Origin of the sequence: Streptomyces sp. NPDC085932, from assembly GCF_044540525.1 — a bacterium.
In the GTDB taxonomy this organism is placed as follows: domain Bacteria; phylum Actinomycetota; class Actinomycetes; order Streptomycetales; family Streptomycetaceae; genus Streptomyces; species Streptomyces levis.
This window is the reverse complement of the sequence record NZ_JBITSJ010000008.1, coordinates 43,652-65,752: the sequence shown is the minus strand read 5'-3', so window position 1 is coordinate 65,752 and position 22,101 is coordinate 43,652. Positions and strand designations below refer to the sequence as shown.

Annotated in this window: 16 protein-coding genes and 1 pseudogene; 5 read left to right on the top strand and 12 right to left on the bottom strand. The window is 72.2% G+C overall.

Annotated features, from left to right (window positions below):
• Window positions 1-14 precede the first annotated feature (14 nt).
• Both ACIGAQ_RS32970 and ACIGAQ_RS32965 read right to left on the bottom strand, forming a co-directional pair.
• Window positions 15-998 carry a DNA polymerase thumb domain-containing protein gene (locus ACIGAQ_RS32970; RefSeq protein WP_362278951.1) on the bottom strand — a complete coding sequence of 328 codons (984 nt, stop codon included), beginning with the start codon at window positions 996-998 and terminating at the stop codon, window positions 15-17.
• On the bottom strand, window positions 995-4,501 hold the full coding sequence (locus tag ACIGAQ_RS32965) for a DNA polymerase III subunit alpha (protein WP_399789512.1): 3,507 nt from the start codon (window positions 4,499-4,501) through the stop codon (window positions 995-997). The genes ACIGAQ_RS32970 and ACIGAQ_RS32965 overlap by 4 nt, the downstream gene beginning before the upstream one ends.
• 152 nt (window positions 4,502-4,653) lie before the next feature.
• On the opposite strand from ACIGAQ_RS32965, the gene ACIGAQ_RS32960 reads away from it, so the two are divergent.
• The gene (locus ACIGAQ_RS32960; protein ID WP_311688576.1) at window positions 4,654-5,655 is read left to right on the top strand and encodes a DUF3533 domain-containing protein; all 1,002 of its coding nucleotides are present in this window, start codon (window positions 4,654-4,656) and stop codon (window positions 5,653-5,655) included.
• Window positions 5,656-5,727: 72 nt separating this feature from the next.
• On the opposite strand, the gene ACIGAQ_RS32955 is transcribed toward ACIGAQ_RS32960, so the two are convergent.
• The 4 genes from ACIGAQ_RS32955 to ACIGAQ_RS32940 form a co-directional block, all read right to left on the bottom strand.
• Entirely contained in the window at window positions 5,728-6,810 is a 1,083-nt protein-coding gene (locus ACIGAQ_RS32955) for a S1 family peptidase (protein ID WP_399789509.1), read from the bottom strand.
• A 348-nt stretch (window positions 6,811-7,158) separates the two neighbouring features.
• Window positions 7,159-8,061, bottom strand: coding sequence for a S1 family peptidase (locus ACIGAQ_RS32950; RefSeq protein ID WP_311688580.1), 903 nt, complete (start codon window positions 8,059-8,061; stop codon window positions 7,159-7,161).
• 212 nt (window positions 8,062-8,273) lie between these two features.
• Window positions 8,274-9,059, bottom strand: a complete 786-nt coding sequence (locus ACIGAQ_RS32945; protein ID WP_399789506.1) for a DUF1684 domain-containing protein — start codon at window positions 9,057-9,059, stop codon at window positions 8,274-8,276.
• Window positions 9,060-9,086: 27 nt separating this feature from the next.
• Window positions 9,087-10,355: a DUF5685 family protein gene (locus ACIGAQ_RS32940; protein WP_399789503.1), complete on the bottom strand. Its 1,269-nt coding sequence runs from the start codon at window positions 10,353-10,355 to the stop codon at window positions 9,087-9,089.
• Between the two features lie 291 nt (window positions 10,356-10,646).
• On the opposite strand from ACIGAQ_RS32940, the gene ACIGAQ_RS32935 reads away from it, so the two are divergent.
• Entirely contained in the window at window positions 10,647-11,084 is a 438-nt protein-coding gene (locus tag ACIGAQ_RS32935) for a cell division protein SepF (protein WP_311688586.1), read from the top strand.
• A gap of 50 nt (window positions 11,085-11,134) precedes the next feature.
• On the opposite strand, the gene ACIGAQ_RS32930 is transcribed toward ACIGAQ_RS32935, so the two are convergent.
• Window positions 11,135-12,325, bottom strand: coding sequence for an acyl-CoA dehydrogenase family protein (locus ACIGAQ_RS32930; protein ID WP_094055437.1), 1,191 nt, complete (start codon window positions 12,323-12,325; stop codon window positions 11,135-11,137).
• Window positions 12,326-12,584: 259 nt separating this feature from the next.
• On the bottom strand, window positions 12,585-14,186 hold the full coding sequence (locus ACIGAQ_RS32925) for an MFS transporter (protein ID WP_399789499.1): 1,602 nt from the start codon (window positions 14,184-14,186) through the stop codon (window positions 12,585-12,587).
• A gap of 262 nt (window positions 14,187-14,448) precedes the next feature.
• Between ACIGAQ_RS32925 and ACIGAQ_RS32920 the strand changes: the two genes are divergently transcribed.
• Together ACIGAQ_RS32920 and ACIGAQ_RS32915 are read left to right on the top strand one after the other, a co-directional pair.
• Window positions 14,449-15,657, top strand: a complete 1,209-nt coding sequence (locus ACIGAQ_RS32920) for a glycosyltransferase family 39 protein (RefSeq protein WP_399789497.1) — start codon at window positions 14,449-14,451, stop codon at window positions 15,655-15,657.
• Between the two features lie 227 nt (window positions 15,658-15,884).
• Window positions 15,885-16,868, top strand: coding sequence for a phosphatase PAP2 family protein (locus ACIGAQ_RS32915; RefSeq protein WP_362278943.1), 984 nt, complete (start codon window positions 15,885-15,887; stop codon window positions 16,866-16,868).
• Window positions 16,869-16,964: 96 nt separating this feature from the next.
• Here ACIGAQ_RS32915 and ACIGAQ_RS32910 read toward each other — a convergent pair whose 3' ends face one another.
• Complete coding sequence (locus tag ACIGAQ_RS32910; RefSeq protein ID WP_399789494.1) at window positions 16,965-17,174, bottom strand: I78 family peptidase inhibitor; 210 nt, start codon at window positions 17,172-17,174, stop codon at window positions 16,965-16,967.
• Between the two features lie 431 nt (window positions 17,175-17,605).
• On the opposite strand from ACIGAQ_RS32910, the pseudogene ctaD reads away from it, so the two are divergent.
• Window positions 17,606-19,132, top strand: a pseudogene (gene ctaD, locus ACIGAQ_RS32905) (cytochrome c oxidase subunit I); the annotation flags it as partial.
• A gap of 43 nt (window positions 19,133-19,175) precedes the next feature.
• On the opposite strand, the gene ACIGAQ_RS32900 reads toward ctaD, so the two are convergent.
• The 3 genes from ACIGAQ_RS32900 to ACIGAQ_RS32890 are packed head-to-tail and all read right to left on the bottom strand — an operon-like array spanning window position 19,176 to window position 22,082.
• Window positions 19,176-20,216, bottom strand: coding sequence for a YafY family protein (locus ACIGAQ_RS32900; RefSeq protein ID WP_311688599.1), 1,041 nt, complete (start codon window positions 20,214-20,216; stop codon window positions 19,176-19,178).
• Between the two features lie 38 nt (window positions 20,217-20,254).
• Window positions 20,255-21,544: an ABC transporter substrate-binding protein gene (locus ACIGAQ_RS32895; RefSeq protein WP_399789491.1), complete on the bottom strand. Its 1,290-nt coding sequence runs from the start codon at window positions 21,542-21,544 to the stop codon at window positions 20,255-20,257.
• On the bottom strand, window positions 21,519-22,082 hold the full coding sequence (locus ACIGAQ_RS32890; protein ID WP_311688603.1) for a hypothetical protein: 564 nt from the start codon (window positions 22,080-22,082) through the stop codon (window positions 21,519-21,521). Before ACIGAQ_RS32890 ends, ACIGAQ_RS32895 begins: the two co-directional genes overlap by 26 nt.
• Window positions 22,083-22,101: the final 19 nt, after the last annotated feature.

The following is a 22,101-nucleotide window of genomic DNA, read 5'->3' as shown; positions in this document are numbered from 1 at the left end:
TCAGGGGGAAGGATCTAGGCCGCCAGGCCGCCCAACCCCCCGGGCATCACCGCCCGCGGCCCGAACTTCGCCCGCGCGCGGTCCGCGACCTCCTCGATGCGGCGGACCTTCTCGTCCACCGGGTCGAAGGTCAGCTGGTGGGAGGCCTGGTCCGCGGGGTCGAGCCCCTCGGCGCGCAGGACGACCGCCCGGACCCGGGCCCGCTGCAGCCCGAGCGCCTCGTACATGCCGTACGCGGTCCTGGTCAGGGCCGGGGAGTGCGCGGTCGGTTCGGGCAGGGTGCGGCTGCGGGTGGTGGCGCTGCGGTCGGCGTAGCGCACGGTCAGGGTGAGTGTGCGGCAGACCTTCTCCAGGGCGCGCAGCCGGGCACCGATCTCCTCGGCGGCCGACAGCAGTGCCCGGCGGTGCCGGTCCGGGTCCAGTTCGTCCCGCCCGAAGGGGCGTTCGGCGGCCAGGGACCGGGAGACGGCGTTCGGCACCACCCGGCCGCGGTCGACGCCGCTCGCCTTCTCGCGCAGCTCCCGGCCCGCCTTCGCGCCGATCAGCCGCTGGAGCGTGGACAGCGGCGCGGCGGCGACCCGGCCGAGGGTGTCGAGGCCGTAGTCGGTCAGGGTGCGCGAGGTCGCGGCGCCCACGCCGGGCAGCGCGGCGACGGGCTGGTCCGCGAGGAACTCGGCGACGGCGTCCGGCTCCGCGGGCACCGCGCACGTCACCCCGGGCACGGCGTGGCGCAGCGCGATCCGGGCCAGCATCGGCCCGGGCCCCGCGCCGATCACGCAGTCCACGCCGTACAGGGCGAGCGCGCGCACCCGGATCACCGAGGCCAGTTCGACGGCGTCCCGCCCGAAGTACCGCTCGGCGCCCCGCAGGTCGGCCAGCGCCCCGTCCGGTGGCAGGGCCTGGACGACGGGGGTGAACTCCTCCAGCATCCCGAGCAGCCTGGGCAGGTCGGCCTCGCTCGTCGGAGGCAGCTGGAAACGTACGCAGAGGATGGTCATCCCGCACTCCCCGGACTCTGGTGCCACAACTTCCTTCCGACCGCGGGTCCTTCACCCGCGGGGCGCAGATCGGCCCAGGGGTGCATCTCGTACCCCGTGGCCATGCGGATCTTCCGCCGTTCCATCGCGTCCACGGCCGCGGAACCCGCCGGCGCGGGCGCGCCCTCCGACCCGGCGAGCCGCCGGCGGGCCGCGCCCTCGCCGTCGCCGTCGTCACCGGGCTCTCCGGCGCCGCCGGGATCCCCGGTCCCGGCCAGCCGGGCCGCGACCCCCTCAAGACCTTCCTCCCGGCGCACGTCGAGCAGGTCCGCGAGGTTCCACACGGCGGAGCCGACCACGCTGAAGCTGCGCGGGCCGCGGCGCTGCACCACCCCGCGCACCAGCAGCAGCCAGGAGTGGAAGACGGTGTGGGCGCAGGCGTCGTGGGAGTCGTCGAAGAAGGCGAGGTCGACCAGGCCCGTGCCGTCGTCCAGGGTGGAGAAGATGACCCGCCTGCCGGACCGGATCGGCGGCGTCTGGGTGGCCGCCTTGGCGCCCGCGACCAGCACCGTCTCCCCGTGCCGGACCTCGCGCAGCCGGCGGGCCGACACCACGCCCAGCTCGTCGAGGAACGGCCGGTGGTCGTCCATCAGATGGCGCGAGGCGTCCATGGACAGCACCCCGAGCTCAGCGCTGAGCCGCTCCGCGGAGGTGAGGTCGGGCAGTCCGGCCGGGGCCGTCTTGCGCCCGCCGGCCAACGGCAGCTGGCCACCGCCACCGCCCCGCGCGCCCCGGTGCAGCTCGGTCAGGTGCAGTTGCAGGTCCCGGCGGTTGGCGCCGAACGCGTCCAGCGCGCCCACCTGTGCGAGCCGCTGGGCCAGCGGACGGCTGGGCCGGCCCCGCTCCCAGAAGTCGACCAGCGAGGCGTACGGCTGCCCTTCGGCGATCCGCGCCGCCTCGGCCTCGCTGATGCCGTGCACATCGGAGAGCGCCAGCCGCAGACCCCACTTACCGGACACCAGTTCGATACGGTGTGCGGCCCTCGACCTGTTCACGTCCAGCGGCAGCACGGGCACCCCGCGCCGCCGCGCGTCCGCCAGCAGCAGCCGCTTCGGGTACATCCCGGGGTCGTGCGTGAGCAGGCCCGCGTAGAAGGCGGCCGGGTGATGCGCCTTCAGCCACGCCGACTGGTACGTCGGCACGGCGAAGGCGACCGCGTGCGCCTTGCAGAAGCCGTACGACCCGAAGGCCTCGACGATCTCCCAGGTCCGCTGAATCGTTTCTGCGTCATAGCCGTTCGCCGCCGCGTGCTGGGCGAACCACACCTTGATCCGCCCCTGCGACTCGGCGTCGGACAGCCCGCGCCGCACCCGGTCGGCCTCGCCGCGCCCGCAGCCGGTCATGATGTCGACGATGTCGATGATCTGCTCGTGGAAGACGACGACCCCGTACGTCTCCTTCAGCGGCCCCTCCAGATCCGGGTGCGGATAGCGGATGGGCGCCCGCCCGTGCCGCGCCTCGATGAACGGCCGCACCATGTCGGCGGCGACCGGCCCGGGCCGGAACAGCGAGATGTCGACGACCAGGTCGTGGAAGGTGCCCGGCTGGAGCCGCCCGACCAGGTCCCGCTGCCCGGGCGACTCGATCTGGAAGCAGCCGAGCGTCTCGGTGGACCGGATCAGCCGGTAGGTCTCCTCGTCCCCCGCGGGCAGGGCGTCCAGGTCGACCTTCTCCCCCGAGGCCCGCTCCACCTCCCGGACCGCGTGTGCCATGGCCGACTGCATCCGCACGCCCAGCACGTCCAGCTTCAGCAGCCCGAGGTCCTCGACGTCGTCCTTGTCGAACTGCGACATCGGGAAGCCCTCACCGCTGGTCGGCACGACCGGGGTACGCGCGAGCAGGGAGGCGTCCGACAGCAGCACCCCGCACGGGTGCATGGCGACCCCGCGCGGCAGGGCGTCCAGCGCCTCGACCAGCTCCCACAGCCTGCCGTACCTCTCCTTCTCCCCCGCCAGCGCGCGCAGCTCGGGCAGTTCCTCCAGCGCGGCCCGGGCGTCCCGTGCACGGATGTGCGGAAAGGACTTGGCGACCCGGTCGATCTCGGCCGGGTCCATGGACAGGGCGGCCCCCACGTCCCGGATCGCGTGCCGCACGCGGTACGTCTCCGGCATCGCGACCGTCGCGACCCGCTCGGCGCCGAACCGGTCGATGATCCTGCGGTACACCTCCAGCCGGCGCGCGGACTCCACGTCGATGTCGATGTCGGGCAGCACGACTCGCTCCTTGGACAGGAACCGCTCCATCAGCAGCCGGTGCTCGATCGGGTCGGCGTGCGCGATGCCGAGCAGGTGGTTGACGAGCGATCCGGCCCCGGACCCCCGGGCGGCCACCCGGATGCCCATCTCCCGGACGTCGTCGACCACTTGGGCGACGGTGAGGAAGTAGGAGGCGAACCCGTGGTGGGCGATGATGTCCAGCTCGTGGTGCATCCGCTCCCAGTACTCCCGCCGCCGCTCGTACCCGCGCAGCACCATGCCCGCCGCCGCCCGTGAGGCCAGGGCCCGCTGGGCGGTGCGGCGCCCGGCGCCGACCAGGTGCGGCTCGGGGAAGCGGACGGTGCCGATCCCGAGGTCGTCCTCGGGGTCGACCCGGCACGCGGCGGCGGTGTCCGCGGTCTGCTCCAGCAGCCGGTGCGCGAGCTCCCGCCGGAACCCGGCGGCCTCCACGATCCGCTCGGCGGCGTGTGCCATGGCCCCCGGGTCCTTGAGCCAGGCCTCACCGGAGTCCAGCCCTTTGGTGGGGTCGATGGGCACCAGGCGCCGTGCGGCGTCCAGGACGTCGGCGACCGGCCCCATGCCGGGGTCGGCGTACCGCACGGCGTTGGTGAGCACCGGCCGGACGCCCTGCTCGGCGGCGAAGCCGACGGTACGGGCGGCCAGCCGCAGCGATCCGGGGCCGGTCCCGTTCCGGCCGTGCCAGACGGCCTCCAGCCGCAGGTCGTCGCCGTAGACCTCCCGCCAGGGGGCCAGCAGCCGGGCCGCCCGGTCGGGGCGTCCCGCGGCCAGGGCACGCCCGACGTCGGAGCCGGGCCCGAGCAGCACGGTCAGCCCCTCGCCCCGGTTGCGCTCCCAGGGCAGCAGGGGCGTCGCCCCCTCCCCCTCGTGCGCCGCCGAGACGAGCCGGCACAGCGCGGCCCACCCCCGGGCACCGTCCCGGGCGAGGAAGACCGCGCGGGGAGCCGACTCGTCGACGAAGGCGCCTCCGCGCACCGGGGTCCGGCGGCGCTCTTGCTTCCCGGCCCCGGCCCCGGGACCGACCGCCAGGTCCGCCCCGAACAGCGGACGGACGCCGTGCCCGGCACAGGCCTTGGCGAACCGGACGGCACCGGCGACCGTGTCGCGGTCGGTGAGGGCCAGGGCTTCCATGCCCCGCTCGGAGGCACGTTCGGCCAGCCGCTCCGGGTGCGAGGCTCCATGACGCAACGAGAATCCGGAGACGGTGTGCAGATGCGTGAACCCCGGCACACGCACCTCCCGCACTCGTGAGCAACCCGCTCTCGAACATCTGTTCCCAGCTACCTCACCCCCACCATACCCCCATCCTCGAATGTATGTGCGACATCCGTTCGGCCCCGCCCCACCTGCGGAAACACCCGGCCGCCCCCGACCGTGGAGGAATGTCCCACCGCTCGTTCCGCGCCGAGGTGACCGACGCCGTCACCCCCCGGGCCACCCTGCTCATCCTCGGCGTGGTCGCGCTCCAGCTGCTCTTCATCGCCTCCTACGTGGGGGCGCTGCACGACCCGAGACCCAGGGACGTGCCCTTCGGCGTGGTGGCCCCCGGGGCGGCGGCCCAGCAGACGACGACCCGCCTGGAGCGGCTCCCCGGCTCGCCCCTGGACCCCCGCACCCTGCCGGACGAGGCGACGGCCCGGGAGCAGATCCGCGACCGCGACATCGACGCCGCGCTGATCGTCGACCCGTCCGGCACCACCGACACGCTCCTGGTCGCCTCCGGCGGCGGCCGGGTCCTGTCCACCACGCTGACGACCCTCGTCACGAACCTGGAGAAGTCCGAGCGACGCACCCTGCGCACCGTCGACGTGATCCCGTCCGCCGCTCACGACCCCAACGGCCTGTCGTCCTTCTACCTGGTGATCGGCTGGTGCGTGGGCGGCTACCTGGGCGCCGCGGCCCTGGCCGTCAGCGCCGGGGCCAAGCCCTCCAACCCCGCCCGCGCCGCCATCCGCCTGGGGGTGACGGCCCTGATCGCGATCGTCGGCGGGCTCGGCGGCGCCCTCATCGCGGGCCCGGTCCTCGACGCCCTCCCCGGCGGCACGGCCGCCCTCTGGGGCCTGGGCGCCTTGATCATCTTCGCTGTGGGAGCGGCCACCCTGGCCCTGCAGGGCCTGTTCGGCACGATCGGCATCGGCCTGGTCATCCTGCTGGTGGTCGTCCTCGGCAACCCGAGCGCGGGCGGCGCCCTGCCCCCGCCCCTCCTCCCACCGTTCTGGAAGGCGATCGGCCCGGCCCTGCCCCCGGGCGCCGGCACCTGGTCGGCCCGCTCGATCGCGTACTTCGACCACAACGCGATGACCGGCCCGCTCCTGGTCCTGGCGGCCTGGGCGGCGATCGGCACGGCCGTCACGATGGCAGCGGCGACGCGCCGCAGGACATGACACAGACCGGCCCGTACCCACGCACGAAAGCCCCGCCCCCACGACAGGGGGGCGGGGCTCACCGACGCACGATCAGCCGATCTGCGTTCCCGTGGCCGACAGCGCCTCGGTCACCGGCTGGAAGAACGTCTCCCCGCCGGAGGTGCAGTCGCCGCTGCCGCCGGACGTGAGTCCGATCGCCTTGTCACCCGAGAACAGCGACCCGCCGCTGTCCCCCGGCTCCGCGCACACGTCGGTCTGGATCAGCCCGTTCACGATGTCGCCGTTGCCGTAGTTCACGGTGGCGTCCAGCCCCGTGACCTTCCCCTCGTGCACCTGCGTGGTCGACCCGCTCCGCGTGACCTGCATGCCGACGGTCGCCTCCGCGGCACCGGAGATCTTCTGGGTGGACCCGTCGTAGAGGTTCACCTCGCTCGGGTGCGCCACGTCCGCGGTGTACTTCACCAGCCCGTAGTCGTTGCCAGGGAAGCTGGAGTCCGCGTTGGTCCCGATCTCGTTGCCGCTGGAGTCGGACCACGTGGAGATGCCCTCGGTGCAGTGCCCCGCGGTCAGGAAGAACGGCTCGCCGCCCTTGACCACGTTGAAGCCCAGCGAGCAGCGGCCGCTGCCCCCGGTGATCGCGTCGCCGCCGGCGACGAAGGGCTTGTACTCGCCCCGCGTCCGCTTCAGTTCGGCCTTCGCCCCGAGCCCGTCGACGACCTTCGTCAGCGTCGCCCACTCGGCCTCGGAGACCGTGCGGTCGGCGGTCACCACGACCTTGTTCGTCGTCGGGTCGGTCACCCAGGAGGTACCGGGGATCGTCGCGTCCTGCTTCAGCGTGCTGCGGGCGCTCTTGAGCTCGGCGAGGGAGTTCGCCACGACTCTCGCCTCGGCGCCGGCCTTCTCGACCGTCTGCGCGGCGGCCTCGTCGAGCACGTTCACCACGAGCGTCCTGCTCTTGGTGTCGTAGTACGTCCCGGCCGAGTCGGCGCCCAGGTCCTCCGCCAGCGTCGAGGCGAGCTTTCCGGCCGCCGCGAGGGACAGGGCGCGGGGTGCGGACGCCTCAGGGGTCTCACTGGCGTTCGCGGTCTGGAACGTCACTCCCGCGGCGACGAGTGCGGCGATGCCCGCACCGGCCACGGCTGCACGCCGCCTGGGTATGCGTCGGTGCTTCAACTTCTGTCCTCCTGTGGGGGGTCGGCCCGGGAGGTTGTGGGGACCTCGTCGGACCGGAAGGCCTCGTTGACGAGCGCCCACTATTCCGAGGGCAACGGGGAGCACACAAGGGTGAGTTCGAGACGCGCGTAGACAGCGCTTCGCACGCCCCCTCACGTGGACCGTCCATGGTCAAACCAGACGCAATCAACTCCCGTCCCCACTGCAAACATTACGCGTGAGTAATATGTGCACACTCTGTGAGGTCTACACCTGGCTGGATTTCGCCCCTGCCTCAGGGTAGAAAAAGCCCCCGCACGCCGAAGCGCACGGGGGCCCAGGATGCTGCGGACTGCGAGCCGAACCGGCCTAGTAGACGCTGACGCCGTAGGCGCTCAGGGCCTCGGTGACCGGCTGGAAGAACGTCGTACCGCCGGAGGAGCAGTTGCCGCTGCCGCCGGAGGTCAGACCGTACGCGGTGCCGTTGCTGCCGTAGAGCGGACCGCCGGAGTCACCGGGCTCGGCGCAGACCGTGGTCTGGATCAGGCCGGAGACGACGTCGCCGCCGCCGTAGTTGACGGTGGCGTTGAGGGCGGTGACCCGGCCGCTGTGCGTACCGGTCGTGGAACCGTCGCGGATGACGGTGGTGCCCACACTCGGCGTGGCCGCGCGCGTGATGTCCACGCCGTTGGCGGTGCCGGGCCGGCTGACGGAGCCGCTGTAGCGGACGATGCCGTAGTCGTTGCCCGGGAAGCTGGAGCCGGTCGTCGAGCCGATGACCGTGGTGCGGCCGGAGTTGGAGTACCAGGTACCCGCGCCGTCCGTGCAGTGGCCGGCGGTCAGGAAGAACTGCTGACCGCTGCTGTTCTGGACGTTGAAGCCGAGGGAGCAGCGCCAGCTGCTCGCGTAGATGGCGTCGCCGCCCTGGATCAGCTTGTTGAACTTGCCGGGCGTGCGCTTGATCGTGAGCGCGTCGGCGTTGCCGCCGGCCTGCTGCTTGATCTTCGCGATCTCGGCCTGGCTGACCGTGCTGTCGACCGTGACGAGCACGCGGTTGGTCTTGCTGTCGACGGCCCAGGCGGTGCCCGGGATGTCGGCCTTCAGTATGGAGCCGCTGGCGCTCTTGAGCTCGGCGGCGCTGAAGGTGCTGGGGGTGTCGGACGCGTTCGCGCTGGGGATCGCGATCGCGGCAGCGGCGACGAGGCCGGTGGAAACGGCGATCAGCCGGGTCCGTCTCGACATGCCGCGGGGGGTGGTGCGCTTGATCCTCACTTTTCGTTCCTCCACAAAGGAAGTCGGGGGCCCTCGTGGGGTTGTGGGCCCGTGAGGCGCAGTCCGGGACCGGCTGTCCGGATTCCGAACACACCGTGTCCCTGACAAGCGCTGAGGGGGAGTATTCGGCCGAACGGCCGGTCGGCGCAAGGGTGCCTTTCGGCCGTCAACCTTTGAACGATCTTTGCGTTCAGCCCCTCGGAACCCACCCGTCACCCGAGTGTGCGCTCCCCCGCGGCAATTGGGACATCCAGGGTGTTCCCCGGCGGCGGGAAGGGGCAGACGAAGTGGTCGGCGAAGGCGCACGGCGGCAGCAGCGCCCGGTTGAAATCGACCGTCGTGCGCCCCTCGGCGTCCGGTGCGCCGGGCTTGAGGAACCGGAAGCGATAACTGCCGTCGCCGCTGGTGGCATCGGCGAACACCGCCCAGAGCGAGCCGTCCTGCTGGACCGTCACCTGAAGGCTCAGCTCCCGGCCGTCCAGCTCGAAGGACAGCTCCCCGGCGAGCCCGAGCCCCCGCTCCCGCCCGTCGGCGTTCGGCACCCGAACGGTACGGTCGCCGCTGCCGTAGGGCGTGAAGCGCCCCGGCACCGCCCAGCGCGGGTCGTACGGCGTGACGCGCAGACCGCGGAACGCCCGGCGCGCGGGGGACTCGGGATCGTAGTCCCGCACGCCCCACACCCCCTCGCGCACCAGCACAACCAGCCGCCGCTCGCCGTGCGCCACGCGCGCCCGGCCGGCCGGTCCCGGGTCGGCCGTGAGCCGCACCTCGCCGCTGAACGGCTGTTCGTCCACCGTGAGACCGTCCGTTTCGGCGGCGATCAGCACGACCCCGTCATCGCCGGTGTGCCACACCCCCGGGATGTCCGGAAGTCGACCGTCCGGATAGTCGGGAATCCAGTGCGTGCCGACGAGGGCGAGCGGCCCGTAGGGGGCCGACACCGTCGCGACGCGCCGCTCGTGCCACCGCCGCCAGTCCTCGGATGCGTCCGTCGTCATACGGGCGACCCTGCCATACGGGACGGTTCAGCCGTCGCAGGGGCAGCAGCAGTCGCACCCGTCGCAGTCGCAGTCCCGGCAGCAGCCCTCGCGCTTCTTCCGGGACCACGGCCCCTCGTACTCCTTGGCACAGCACAGCTTGCAGGTGCAGCACAGCAGCCAGAACATCCCGCAGCCGGCCCAGAACCCGCGCCGCGGCGGCCGGGACGCCGGCGCGCCCTCACCGAATCCGCCCCCGCCGAAACCACCACCGCCGCCGTACGCCCCTCCCCCGCCGGCGTACGGGTTGCCGCCGCCCCCCGCGTACGGATGCTGCGGGGAGCCGTACGCCCCCTGCTGCCCGTACGGGCCCTGCTGTCCATAGGGCCCCTGCTGTCCGTGAGGTCCTTGCGGCGGCTGCTGTCCGTACGGCCCACCGCCCCGGTGCGAGGCGCACACCGGCACCGTGCCGAACGCCCGGTCCACCGAACGCCGCAGTTCGTGCACGAGCAGCAGGTGCACGAGCTCGGCGTCGGCGAACTCGACGTCACGCAGCGCCAGCCGCACCCCGTGGAGCGCGTCCTCGGCGAGCCGCCGGACCTCGGGAAGCGGCGTGCCCGTCGCGGCGATCGGGTTCCAGGCGCCTGACGCGGCGTCAGCGTGCAGGTCCTCCACGGCGTCCAGGAGATGCGCCAGGCGCCCGAAGAGACGGCCGGCCTCGGCGAGCGGTCCGGCATTGAGCGGCCGGCCGGCGAGGACGGCCGTGTGCGCGAAGGCGGCGGCCGTCGCGGTCTCGGTCGGCTCGGTGACCGTCAGCAGCGGTGTCCCGGGCCCGGCGAGTGCCTCGATGCCGCCCTGCCGGTCCACCGCGTCGACCAGGACGGCCGTGTCGAACCCCACGGCGGAGCCGGTGCGCGCCCCGGCGCGGTCCCAGCCGGCGGCGACCCGGCGCGCGGCGCGTGCGACCGGCGCGCGGGCCAGCAGCCCGTCACCGTCGACGACGTGGTCGCGCACCTTGGCGGAGGCCAGCACCAGCGAGACGGCCGCGGCGAGCCGCGCGCCCTCGCCGTGCGCGACGGAGGCGGTGCGCATCCCGCGCAGCGGGCACGGCCCGGCCGTGCGCCGTCCGGCCCCGGGCAGCTCGGTCTGAGCCTCCGTCAAAACCGATATGAGAAGCCCGTCATAGTTCGTCACGAGGCGGGCGAACTGCCCGTGATCTCCGCGCAGCGCGAGACACAGTCCGCACAAATGCGCCATCCACTGACCGGTGAGCTTCTCCCCGAGATGGTGTCTGCAGGGCCTGACGATTCCGAACACGGCGCTCCCCCGAGCTTCGTTGCGACGCTGAGCTGCCGCATCGTATCGGCCCCGCGCATTCACCCGTACGCCCCGGCCGTCACCCGGACGCCGAGAAGAATCATATTTCACTCACAGTCAGCAGCCGTTTGGGAAACGACCCTTGGGACACACGGACTCTCGACGGATTCGCTGTGCACCAGTACCGTCACAAACCCCCCGCGCGGCGTCTATCCACTTGGCGCGCCATCCGCATCATGGACGACCATAGGGATGCGGAAAGCAGAAAGACCGCTGTGAGAGGAGGCGTCCATGGGATCGGTACGCAAGGCAAGTGCCTGGCTTGGCCTCGTCGACGACAACGAAGACGAGCGTTACTACGACGACGACTACTCCGACGGGACCGAGCCCGGGGAGGCCTGGGTCACCGATCCGCGCGTCAAGGTGGCCTCGGACGTCGCCGAGGAGAAGGGCCGCCGCATCGGCACGGTGACCCCGGACAGCTTCCGGGACGCCCGCGCCATCGGCGAGCTGTTCCGCGAGGGTGTGCCCGTCATCATGAACCTCACGGCCATGGAAGCCGCCGACGCCAAGCGCGTGGTCGACTTCGCGGCCGGACTCATCTTCGGCCTGCGCGGTTCGATCGAGCGGGTGTCGACCCGGGTGTTCCTGCTGACCCCCGCCCACACGGAGATCGTGAACGGCGACCCGGCCGCGCACCGCGCGGACGGCTTCTTCAACCAGAGCTAGGGCAGGGCCGCTCACCGGCCCTGCCCCCGTGCAGGGTTACCGGACCGGGTCTACCGGAAGGCGTCGAGTCCGGTGAGCGCCTTGCCCAGGACGAGCTGGTGCATCTCGACGGTGCCCTCGTAGGTGAGCACCGACTCCAGGTTCGTCGCGTGCCGCATGACGGGGTATTCCAGGGAGATCCCGTTGGCCCCGAGGATCGTCCGGGCCGTGCGGCAGATCTCGATCGCCTCGCGCACGTTGTTGAGCTTGCCGAAACTGACCTGCTCGGGACGCAGGCGCCCGGCATCCATCCGCCGCCCCAGATGGTGGGCGAGCAGAATCCCCTTGTGCAGTTCCACCGCCATGTCGGCGAGTTTGGCCTGGGTGAGCTGGAAGCCGCCGATGGGCCGCCCGAACTGCTCCCGTGACTTCGCGTAGTCGACCGCGGCCTCGAAGCAGCTGCGCGCCGCGCCCATGGCGCCCCAGACGATCCCGTACCGGGCGTGGGACAGACAGCTGAGCGGTCCGCGCAGGCCGGTGACCTCCGGCAGGACGGCGTCGGCGGGCAGCCGTACGTCGTCCATGACCAGCTCGCTGGTGACGGAGGCGCGCAGGGACCACTTGTGCTTGATCTCCGGCGCGGAGAAGCCGCGGCTGTCGGTGGGGACGGCGAACCCGCGGATCCCGTCCTCGGTCTGCGCCCACACGACGGCCACGCCGGCCACCGAGCCGTTGGTGATCCACATCTTGCGGCCGTTGAGGATCCAGTCCGTGCCGTCGCGCTTGGCGTAGGTGCGCATCGAGGCGGGGTCGGAGCCGTGGTCGGGCTCGGTGAGACCGAAGCAGCCGATGACCTCGCCGGCGGCCATGCGGGGCAGCCAGTGCCGCTTCTGCTCCTCGCTGCCGAAGCGGTGGATGGCGTACATGGCGAGGGAGCCCTGGACGGAGACGAGGGAGCGGATGCCGGAGTCGGCGGCCTCCAGCTCCAGGCAGGCCAGGCCGTACTGCACGGCGCTCGCCCCGGCGCAGCCGTACCCCTCCAGGGACATGCCGAGGGCACCGATACCGCCGAGTTCCCTGGCCAACTCCCTGATCCCCGGCAGCTCCCCCGTCTCGTACCACTCGGCGACGTACGGCAGCACCCGGTCCGCGGCCCAGGACCGCACGGTGTCCCTGATCCCGAGGTCCTCCGGCTCCAGCAGGTCGTCCAGCCCGAGGGGATCGGCGGGATCGAAGGGAGGCAGCTTGGACGAACCGGACATGATCGAATCCCTCCGAGACTCTTTAACTAGCACCGCTAGCCAAGAAACTACGGCCTTCCCCCACCCGCGCACCACCCGTACCCACCAGCCGCCGACGCCGAGCAACCCCCACGGTCGACCCGGGCCTCTCGACGACAGCCACGGCGACGCGCGGGTGGGCGAAGGCTGTGACCGCGAGCCGCCGATGGCGGGCGACCCCCACGGGCGACCTCAACCACAAAGCCGGCAGTCACCGGCGGCGCCTGGAGGACGAAGGTCCTCACACCGAGACGCGCGACTCCGTCGACTCCCGGGGCGCGGGCACCTCCACCGGCCCCGCCTCACACTGCATGACCCGCGGCAACCGCAACGCCATCGCCGCCCCCAGCAGCAACAACCCCGCACTCACCAGCAACGTCACGTGCAGCCCGTGCACGAACGCGTCCCGCGCGGCATGCCGCAGGGCGAGTCCGGCCGCCCCACCCAGCTGCGCGGCGACCTCGTACGCCTCCCCCAGCGAATGCCCCGCCGCCGCCGACGCCGACTCCGGCACACCCGGCACGCCCGACAGCCCCGGCGCGTACGCCGCGTTCATCACCGTGCCCAGCAGGGCGATCCCGATCCCCGCCCCGAGCTGGTACGACGTCTCCCCGATCGCCGCCGCCCCACCGGCCTGCTCCGGCGGCGCCTCACTCAGCATCGACTCGTACGCCCCGAACAGCGTCGTCTCCAGCCCGAAGCCCAGCAGCACGAACCCGCCCAGCATCAGCGCGCACTGGTCCGTCCGCCCCAGCCCCGTGAGCAGCACCACCGCGAACGCCGTCAGACAGAACCCGGCGCACACCATCCGCCGCGGCCCGAACCGCCGCAGCATCCGCGCCCCGGCCAGCCCGGCCGCCATCGCCGCGAACGTCAGCGGCAGCAGCCGCAGCCCCGTCTCCAGCGGCGACAGCCCGAGCACGAGCTGCAGGTACTGCGCCGCGATCAGCTCAAGCCCCACCAGCGCGAGCATGGCCAGCACGATGCAGCCGACGGAGGTGCTGAACGCCGGCCGCGTGAACATCCGCAGGTCGACCAGCGGATGCGTCCGCCGCCGCTGCCGCCGTACGAAGCCGGTCAGCAGCCCCGCGCCCACGACCAGCGGCAGCACGGTCGCCAGGCTCCCCACCGACTCCCCGCTGCCGAGCCGCTTCACGCCCAGGACGACGCCGAACAGACCGGCCGCCGCCATCAGCGCGCCGACCACGTCCCAGGGCCCGTCGCGCTCGCCCTTCGACTCGGGCAGCAGCAGACGGCCCACCGGGAGGCTGACCAGCATCAACGGGATGTTGACGAGGAAGACCGAGCCCCACCAGAAGTGCTCCAGCAGGAAGCCGCCGAGCAGCGGCCCGACCGCCGCGCCGACCGCCGCCACCGCGCTCCAGACACCGATGGCGAGCGCCCGTTCGCGCCGGTCGGGGAAGACCTGCCGCAGGATCGACAGTGTGGCGGGCATGATCATCGCGCCGCCGACGCCGAGCAGCGCCCGCGCCACGATCAGCACCTGGGCGCTGTCGGCCAGCGCGGCGAGACCGGACGCGACGCCGAACAGCGTGTAGCCGAGGAGCAGGATCCGCCGGCGCCCGACACGGTCGCCCAGCGTGCCGAAGAGGATCAGCAGCGAGGCGCAGACCAGTGGGTAGACGTCGACGATCCAGAGCAGCTCGATCCCGCCGGGCCTGAGGTCCTCGGTGACGGCGGGGACGGCCACGTGCAGCACGGTGGCGTCGACGGCGACCAGCAGCAGGCTGACGCAGAGGACGACCAGAACCACCCAGCGGTTGGCACCGGCCCCGGCCGCCCGACGGCGCAGCGCAGCGGCGGCCGTGGTCGTCCCGGACATGTACGTACCTCCAAGATGTTCCTCGCGATCGGCGGGCTCACGGGGTGGGGGACGCCCCCGCGACTCGGCCGGAGAGGAGCGGTGGTCTCCGGCCCGCGCAAACGAAAAGCGAGTGACACGTCAGCGTACGCGAGTCCGCGCCGGTGCCTAGTGGCGGACCTCTCACACGTCCGGCGGAACGATGTGGCGTACGCCACTGCCCTCTCCGTCGAGCACGCCCCGGCCGACCGGCCGGTTCCCGCTCCGGCCGATAATCGGGCCCGTGACCGTTCTTGAGACGCGCGCGGCCCCGTCCCGCGCCGGGGCGCTGCGACGGGCGGCTCCGGCGCTCCTCGGGTACGCGGCCGTCCGCGCCCTGGGCCTGCTCGTCCTGTTCGTGTGGAGCGCGGCGCGGGACAAGAGCGCGTACACCCTTCTGACGGCCCGCTGGGACGCGCTCTGGTACGTCCGCGTCGCCGAGTCGGGGTACGGCTACGAGGTGCGCCTGGCCAACGGGGACGTCCATTCGAACCTGGCGTTCTTCCCGTTGCTGCCGTGGCTGGAGCGGCTGGTGGCGGCGGTGTCGCCGTTGTCGTACGCCGACGGCGGGTTCCTCGTCAGCCTGCTGGCCTCACTCACCGCGGCCTGGGGCATCTTCGCGGTCGCGGACCGGGTGTACGGCCGCCGGGCGGGGGTGTGCGCGGTGCTGCTGTGGGCCGTGCTGCCGGTCGGGATCGTGCAGTCGATGGCGTACAGCGAGTCGCTGTTCACCGCGCTCGCGGCGTGGTCGCTGTACGCGGTGCTGACCGGCCGCTGGGTGACGGCGGGCACGCTGGCCCTGGCGGCCGGGCTGACCCGGCCGGTGGGGATGGCGGTGGTCGCGGCGGTATGGGCCGCGGCGCTCGCTTCCTTCCTCACGGAGCGGCGTGCGGGCACGGTCGAACGAGAACGGCCCACGTACGGGATGCCCCAGGGCCCGGACCCGGCCGCCTCCCGGGCCCGGCGCGTTCTCGGCATGGCCCTCGCCCCCCTCGGGACCGCCGGTTACGTGCTCTGGGTCGGTCACCGCACGGGCCGGGGCCCGCTCGGCTATCTCGACGTACAGGCGGGCTGGCGCAACGGGTTCGACGGCGGTTACGCCTTCGCCCGGTTCGTCGCCGAGAAGTTCACGTCGTTCCCCTCGGCGCTCGCCGGCGCGGGGCTGATCGCCGGGGTCGCGTCAGTCGTCTGGCTGTACGGGATCGGAGTACGTCAGCGGCAGCCGCTTCCGTTGCTGGTCTACAGCGGCGTCGTCACCGCGCTCGCCCTGTGCGCGTCGAGCTACTTCGGCTCGAAACCGCGCCTGCTGATGCCCGCCTTCCCCCTTCTGCTGCCGCTCGCACTGGCCCTGGCGAAGGGGCGTACGCGCAGGTCGGCGTGGGTGCTGGGAGTCGTCGCCGTGGTCTCCTCGGCGTACGGGGCGTTCTGGCTGAACGGCTCCGGTCCGCCCTGACCGGCTGTGAGCGCCGGGAGAATTCCGTGCCATCCTCCGGTGAACGAATTCAAAAGCGCAATAAAACCCGCCTCCGGAATGATCAAAGGAATTGAAGGCCGCAGCGCCCGGCGATTGTGGATTCGCTGGAAATAAACCTGCTCCTGAGAGGAATCCCACATCACATCGTCATCACAAAGCCGTTGATTCGCCCGGGATCCGAGCTCACTCGCTGTAACGTCGATTGGGTGCGTACCGAACCGAAGCTCACCCGTCTGGACCGGGTGTTCGCCCGGCTGGACCGTGAGCCGGAACGACCGGCCCACATCGATGTGCCGAAGATGAGCAGACACCGCATCGTGCTCCTCGCGGCGACGCTCGCCTTCTACGGCGCCATCGTGTGGGCCGTGGTGATCACGTCCTGGCTGGTGCGGCTCGACTGGCAGGTGATGTTCTTCCGGCCGTACCAGCAGTGGTCGGAGATCCACTGGTTCGTCGACTACTACGTCGTGCTCGGCCAGCGCGGCCCGACCGCCGTGATGGTCGCGGCCTGGCTGGGCTGGCGCTCCTGGCGGCAGCACACCCTGCGCCCGTTGCTCGCCCTCGGCGTCTCGCTGCTGCTCCTCAACGTCACGGTCGGCGCGGCGAAGTACGGCATGGGCCGCCTGGGCCCGCACTACGCGACCGTGATCGGCTCGAACGAGATGTGGCGCGGCGGCGATATATTTCCGAGCGGTCACACCGCCAACGCCGTGGTGACCTGGGGAATCCTGGCCTACATGGCCTCCACCCCGAGAGCGCGCCGCTGGCTGTCCGCCGTGTCCGCCGTGACCTCGCTCGGCGTCGGCATGGCCACCGTCTACCTCGGTACGCACTGGCTGAGCGATGTCCTGCTCGGCTGGGCCGCCGGCCTGTTGATCCTGCTGGCCCTGCCCTGGTTCGAGCCGCTGATCGCCCGTTCCGAGGCCCGGATCTTCGCTCTGCGCGACCGCTGGCGGGACCGCCGCGGCCGGGCCGCGGCCGCCCCGGTCAGCGCGCCGCCCGTGGTGGTCACGCCGCTGCCCGTCGACCTGGACGACGTCCCCGCCCGCTCCGCCCGCGCTCCGGTCTATCTGGCGCCGGGCCCGCACACGGCCCGCTCGGAACGCACCCCGACCACCCCGGCCGGCAGCCGCCGTCCGCCCCATCCGGAGCGGCATCCACGCGGCTCCGCCTCCTCGGCCCGCCCCTGACAGGCGGCTGGGCACGGCCCGGTACGCACCCGGTACGCACCCGGCCGGCAGCACGAAGGCCCCGGTTCCGCGCGGAACCGGGGCCTTCGCCGGGTCTCAGCCCTTCCAGGCCCGGGCGACCCGGCCGCCCTTGACCTCGAAGTTCAGCCGGCCCAACCGGTACTCCATGGTGATGATCGCCCCCGGCGGCAGCGAACGCACCGTGGGCCAGCCGCGCTCGCGCGCGAGGCGTTCGGCCCGGCCGGCCTCCAGGCCGACGTAGGCGTCCGGGCTGTCGTCGGGTTCCGCGGAAGGTGTCGGTGCCATGCCGCCACGCTATGTCCTGCCCGCCGGGCACGGAAGTGCGGGCCCGCACCGGTGGTCACTGTCCGCTCCCGGTCACGCTTGTGTCACAAGATCACGACAGGCGTTTCGGGCCGTGCCGGTCACACGGACGAGCGGTTCCCTAGGCCTTCCGCAGGCATTCGATCGCAATTCCCGCGCGTTCTGTGAACTCCTGGAAAAGACCGGCGGAAAGGGCCCGTAGAAGGGCTCCCGGCGCCCGCTTCCATTCCGGCGCCGGACCGGCCGGACCGGGCAGGCGCCGCACGGGAAATGCAGGGCTCCGGCCCGGAAGAGGCCGGTACGCCCCCTGTCCGGGCGTGCGGTGACGCGAGCATCATGGCCTGAGCTCGCGGGTACGTGAGGCGCGGGCTGTGGCGGGCCCGGCACGCGAGGAGCGAAGGGGCGAGCGAGCGATGGGGACGCAGACCGTACAGGCGACGGTGCCGCCCGAGCAGCGGACACGGCACGGCCGGGTGGTGGTCGACTGGCTCACGACCACGGACCACAAGAAGATCGGCCACCTCTACCTGATCACCGCGTTCGGGTTCTTCCTGGTTGCCGGTGTGATGGCGCTGCTGATGCGGGCCGAACTGGCCCGACCCGGGCTTCAGGTCATCGACAACCAGCAGTTCAACCAGCTGTTCACCATGCACGGCACGATCATGCTGCTGCTGTTCGCCACCCCCACCTTCGCGGGCTTCGCGAACGAGCTGATGCCGTTGCAGATCGGCGCGCCCGACGTCGCCTTCCCGCGGCTGAACATGTTCTCGTACTGGCTGTTCCTGTTCGGCGGGCTGATCGTGCTCGGCTCCCTGCTGGTGCCCTCCGGGCCGGCGGACTTCGGCTGGACCGCCTACGCCCCGCTCAACAGCGCGGAGCGCACGCCGGGCATCGGCGCCGATCTGTGGATCATGGGGCTGGCCCTGTCGGGCTTCGGCACGATCCTCGGCGCGGTCAACTTCATCACCACGATCATCGGGATGCGCGCCCCGGGCATGACGATGTTCCGGATGCCGATCTTCACCTGGAACACGCTGTTCACGTCGATCCTGATCCTGATGGCGTTCCCGGTGCTGGCGGCGGCGCTGCTGGTGCTGGAGGCGGACCGGCGGTTCGGCTCGCAGGTGTTCGACGCGGCCAACGGCGGGGCGATCCTGTGGCAGCACCTGTTCTGGTTCTTCGGCCATCCAGAGGTGTACATCATCGCGCTGCCGTTCTTCGGCATCATCACGGAGATCATCCCGGTCTTCAGCCGCAAGCCGCTGTTCGGTTATCTGACCCTGGTCGGGGCGACGATGGCGATCACCGGGCTGTCGATGATCGTGTGGGCGCACCACATGTTCGCCACCGGTGCGGTGCTGCTGCCCTTCTTCTCCTTCATGAGCTTCCTCATCGCGGTGCCGACGGGCGTGAAGATCTTCAACTGGACCGGCACCATGCTGAAGGGCTCGCTGTCGTTCGAGACGCCGATGCTGTGGGCGACGGGCTTCCTGGTGACGTTCCTGTTCGGCGGGCTGACCGGGGTGATCCTGGCGTCGCCGCCGCTGGACTTCCACGTGACGGACACGTACTTCGTGGTCGCGCACTTCCACTACGTCGTCTTCGGCACGGTCGTCTTCGCGATCTTCGCCGGCTTCTACTTCTGGTGGCCCAAGTTCACCGGGAAGCTGCTCGACGAGCGGCTCGGCAAGATCCACTTCTGGACGCTGTTCGTCGGCTTCCACACCACGTTCCTGGTGCAGCACTGGCTGGGCGCCGAGGGCATGCCCCGCCGGTACGCCGACTACCTCGCGGCGGACGGCTTCACGGCGCTCAACACGGTGTCGACGATCGGCGCGTTCCTGCTCGGCGCGTCGACGCTGCCGTTCCTCTACAACGTCTGGAAGACGGCCAGGTACGGCGAGCGGGTCGAGGTCGACGACCCCTGGGGCTTCGGCCGTTCCCTGGAGTGGGCGACCTCCTGCCCGCCGCCGCGGCACAACTTCACGACGCTGCCCCGGATCCGCTCGGAGTCGCCGGCCTTCGACCTGCACCATCCGCAGTACGCGGCGGTGACTGCGCAGCCCGAGCCAGAGCGCCATCAAGCCGGTCACGAGTCCTCCTGACCGCGTCGACCAGCTCGGCCGGCTCCACCACCTCGAACTCGAAGCCCAGCATGACGACGTGGATGACCATCACGTCGAGGCTGCCGGCCCCGCAGCGCAGCAGGCAGGTGTCCGGGCCCTCGGCCTCCAGCACTCCGGCGGAGGGCGAGATGTGCGCGGCGGCCTCCTCCAGGGGCGCCAGCACCCGGACGACGGCGTGGGTGGCGTACACCCGCGTGGAGACGCCCTGGGAGACGTAGGCGGCCAGGTCCTCGGCGGGCGGGTCGCGGGGGACGAAGCGCGGGCCGTGCGGGGGCTTGGGGGTGATGCGGTCGACGCGGAAGGTGCGCCAGTCCTCCCGGTCGAGGTCCCAGGCGACCAGGTACCAGCGGCGTTCGGTGCACACCAGCCGGTGCGGTTCGACGCTGCGGCGCGACTCGGTGCCGTCGTGGCCCCGGTACGCGAAGCGGAGCCGTTCGGCGTCCCGGCACAGGTGGGCGAGTTCGGTCAGCACGGCCGGGTCGACGGAGGAGGGCAGCGAGCCGCGGAGCATGGGCACGGTGACGGCGTTGAGGGCGCCCACGCGGCGGCGCAGCCGGTCGGGCAGCACCTGCTCCAGCTTGGCCAGGGCCCGTACCGAGGTCTCGCCGATGCCCTCGATGCCCTGTCCGGCGGCGGTGCGCAGCCCGACCGCCACGGCGACGGCCTCGTCGTCGTCGAGGAGCAGCGGCGGCAGCTGGGCGCCGGCGCCGAGCTGGTAGCCGCCGCCGGTGCCGGGGCTCGCGTTGACCGGGTAGCCGAGCTCGCGCAGCCGGTCGACGTCCCGGCGCAGGGTGCGGGCGCTGACGCCGAGCCGGCCGGCCAGGTCGGCGCCGGACCACTCGCGGTGGGCCTGGAGCAGGGACAGCAGGCGCAGCAGGCGTGCCGAGGTCTCCAACATGGGGCGAGTCTGCCAGGCCTTGCGGACAGCCACTGTCCTCAAGGCGTGTAGGCCAGCTGCGGGACGGTGAAGCAGGTGCGGTTCATGTCGCCCTGGGCGACCCAGCCCTTGCCGTCCCGCCAGCGGGCCACCGACAGGCAGGTGTCCCTGGTTCGCGGCGGGTCGGGCAGCCGGGCGAAGTCGACGGGGAGCAGCAGCCCGCCGGCGGTGTAGCCCCGGCTGCGGTCCGTCCAGGCGTCGAGGCACGCGCGTGTGATGCCGGTCTTCGCGCAGGACCGCGCGGCGTCGGTGAACCAGCGCGCGGCCGCCCACCCCTCCAGCTGCCACTGCCCGTGCGTCTTGAGGTCCTTCGTCGCTTCGCGGAACTCCCGTACGGCCGGGTGGCCGGTGTCCTCGAAGTTGCGGCTGGCGCCGGTCGCCCAGAGGGCGTTGCGGCAGCGCGGGGCGTCCTCGTAGGCGTCGGGGACGGTGGACGTCCAGTTCTGCACGTTGGTCACCTTGGCGGTGACGCGGGCGCCGACCTCGTCCATGGCCTGGCACAGGCGGGCGTTGCCGTGTCCGTCGATGGCGTCGAACACCAGGTCGGCGCCCTGTTCCTTCAGATCGGCCGCGGCGGCGCGGAAGTTGGGCAGGGCGAAGTCGACCTGCTCGGTGACGACCCGGTAGCCCTCGGCGCGCAGGCCCCGCTCGACGAGCCGGGCGTACGCGGCGGAGGCGGCCTGGTTGTAGGAGACGACGGCGGCGGTACGGGCGCCGTGCTCGCGCTTGAAGTAGCGGTAGACCTCGGTGCCGCCGTACAGCTCGCCGCCCCAGCCCGGGGTGCCGTCGCGGGGCGCGAGACTGCCGTAGATGCCGTAGAGGTGGGGGTGGGTGTCGTAGGCGGCGCCGATGGGCTGGCCGCCGATGTCGGGCACCCGCGCACGGGAGACGCGGGAGGCGCCCGCGTAGTCGAGGGCGGTGGTGGCGACCAGGGCGACGACCTTCTCCTGCTCGACGAGCTTGTCGACGCACTCGCTGTTGCCGACGCCGCTGCCGCCGTCGTCGCACAGGCGCACCTCGACCCGGCGCCCGTCGATGCCGCCGCGCGCGTTGAGCCGGTCGAAGTAGGCCTTGGCCCCGTCGCGCGGCCCGGTGAAGGCGCTGCCGCCGACCGGGCTGGTGGCGCTGGTGATGATGCCGACCTTCAGGGGCGCGGCCTCGCGGGACGGCACGGACGTGCGGTCGTCGCGCGTGAAGTCGCTCTCCGGGAGGCGGCTGCCGCAGGCCGCGCTCAGCGCGAGCAGCAGTACCGCGGCGATCGCCTCAGCAGCCCGGGACGGGCGACCCATTGCCGCTCATCTGGACCAGCGAGCACAGGGTCTTGACGGACACCTTCCAGGTGCCCTGCTGCTCGACGGCCGTGCCGGAGGCATCCGGCAGGGCGGTGGCGCCCTTCAGGGTGAGCGTGTACGTCACGGTCGCCTCGGTCGCCGAGGTGAACTCGACCTTGGTGACCCGCGCCTGGACCTGCCCGCCGCGCTCGTCACCGCTGAAGGCCCGCAGCACGGGACCCATCCGGTCGCCGTTCTCCAGGACGGCCTGCTTGTCCTGCGTCGAGGTCTTCGGGTCGAAGAACGTCTGCCAGTTCTGCTTGATCTCCGCTTCCGCCGCGGCCCGGTCGGCCGGCGCCGTGGCCGGGGCGCTGGTGGTCCGCTCCACTGTGGGTGTGGGGGGCGTGGACCCGCTGCCTCCGCCGTCGTCGTCGCTGCAGGCCGCCAGGGCCGGGCCGAGGGCCAGGACCAGGGCGGCAGCGATCGCCGTGCCCCGTCCCGCCGTGCGTGGACCCCCCGTCGCGTTCCCCCGCTTGAGGTCGCTGCCGAGAACCATCTGGCTCACCACCGGGTGT

Bases quoted from the DNA above. Each gene is read 5' to 3' on its own strand.
- ACIGAQ_RS32930 (WP_094055437.1), bottom strand. From the start codon at position 12,325: ATGTCCGGTTCGTCCAAGCTGCCTCCCTTCGATCCCGCCGATCCCCTC.
- ACIGAQ_RS32925 (WP_399789499.1), bottom strand. From the start codon at position 14,186: ATGTCCGGGACGACCACGGCCGCCGCTGCGCTGCGCCGTCGGGCGGCC.
- ACIGAQ_RS32910 (WP_399789494.1), bottom strand. From the start codon at position 17,174: ATGGCACCGACACCTTCCGCGGAACCCGACGACAGCCCGGACGCCTAC.
- ACIGAQ_RS32945 (WP_399789506.1), bottom strand. From the start codon at position 9,059: ATGACGACGGACGCATCCGAGGACTGGCGGCGGTGGCACGAGCGGCGC.
- ACIGAQ_RS32890 (WP_311688603.1), bottom strand. From the start codon at position 22,082: ATGGTTCTCGGCAGCGACCTCAAGCGGGGGAACGCGACGGGGGGTCCA.
- ACIGAQ_RS32960 (WP_311688576.1), top strand. From the start codon at position 4,654: ATGTCCCACCGCTCGTTCCGCGCCGAGGTGACCGACGCCGTCACCCCC.
- ACIGAQ_RS32895 (WP_399789491.1), bottom strand. From the start codon at position 21,544: ATGGGTCGCCCGTCCCGGGCTGCTGAGGCGATCGCCGCGGTACTGCTG.
- ACIGAQ_RS32970 (WP_362278951.1), bottom strand. From the start codon at position 998: ATGACCATCCTCTGCGTACGTTTCCAGCTGCCTCCGACGAGCGAGGCC.
- ACIGAQ_RS32935 (WP_311688586.1), top strand. From the start codon at position 10,647: ATGGGATCGGTACGCAAGGCAAGTGCCTGGCTTGGCCTCGTCGACGAC.
- ACIGAQ_RS32900 (WP_311688599.1), bottom strand. From the start codon at position 20,216: ATGTTGGAGACCTCGGCACGCCTGCTGCGCCTGCTGTCCCTGCTCCAG.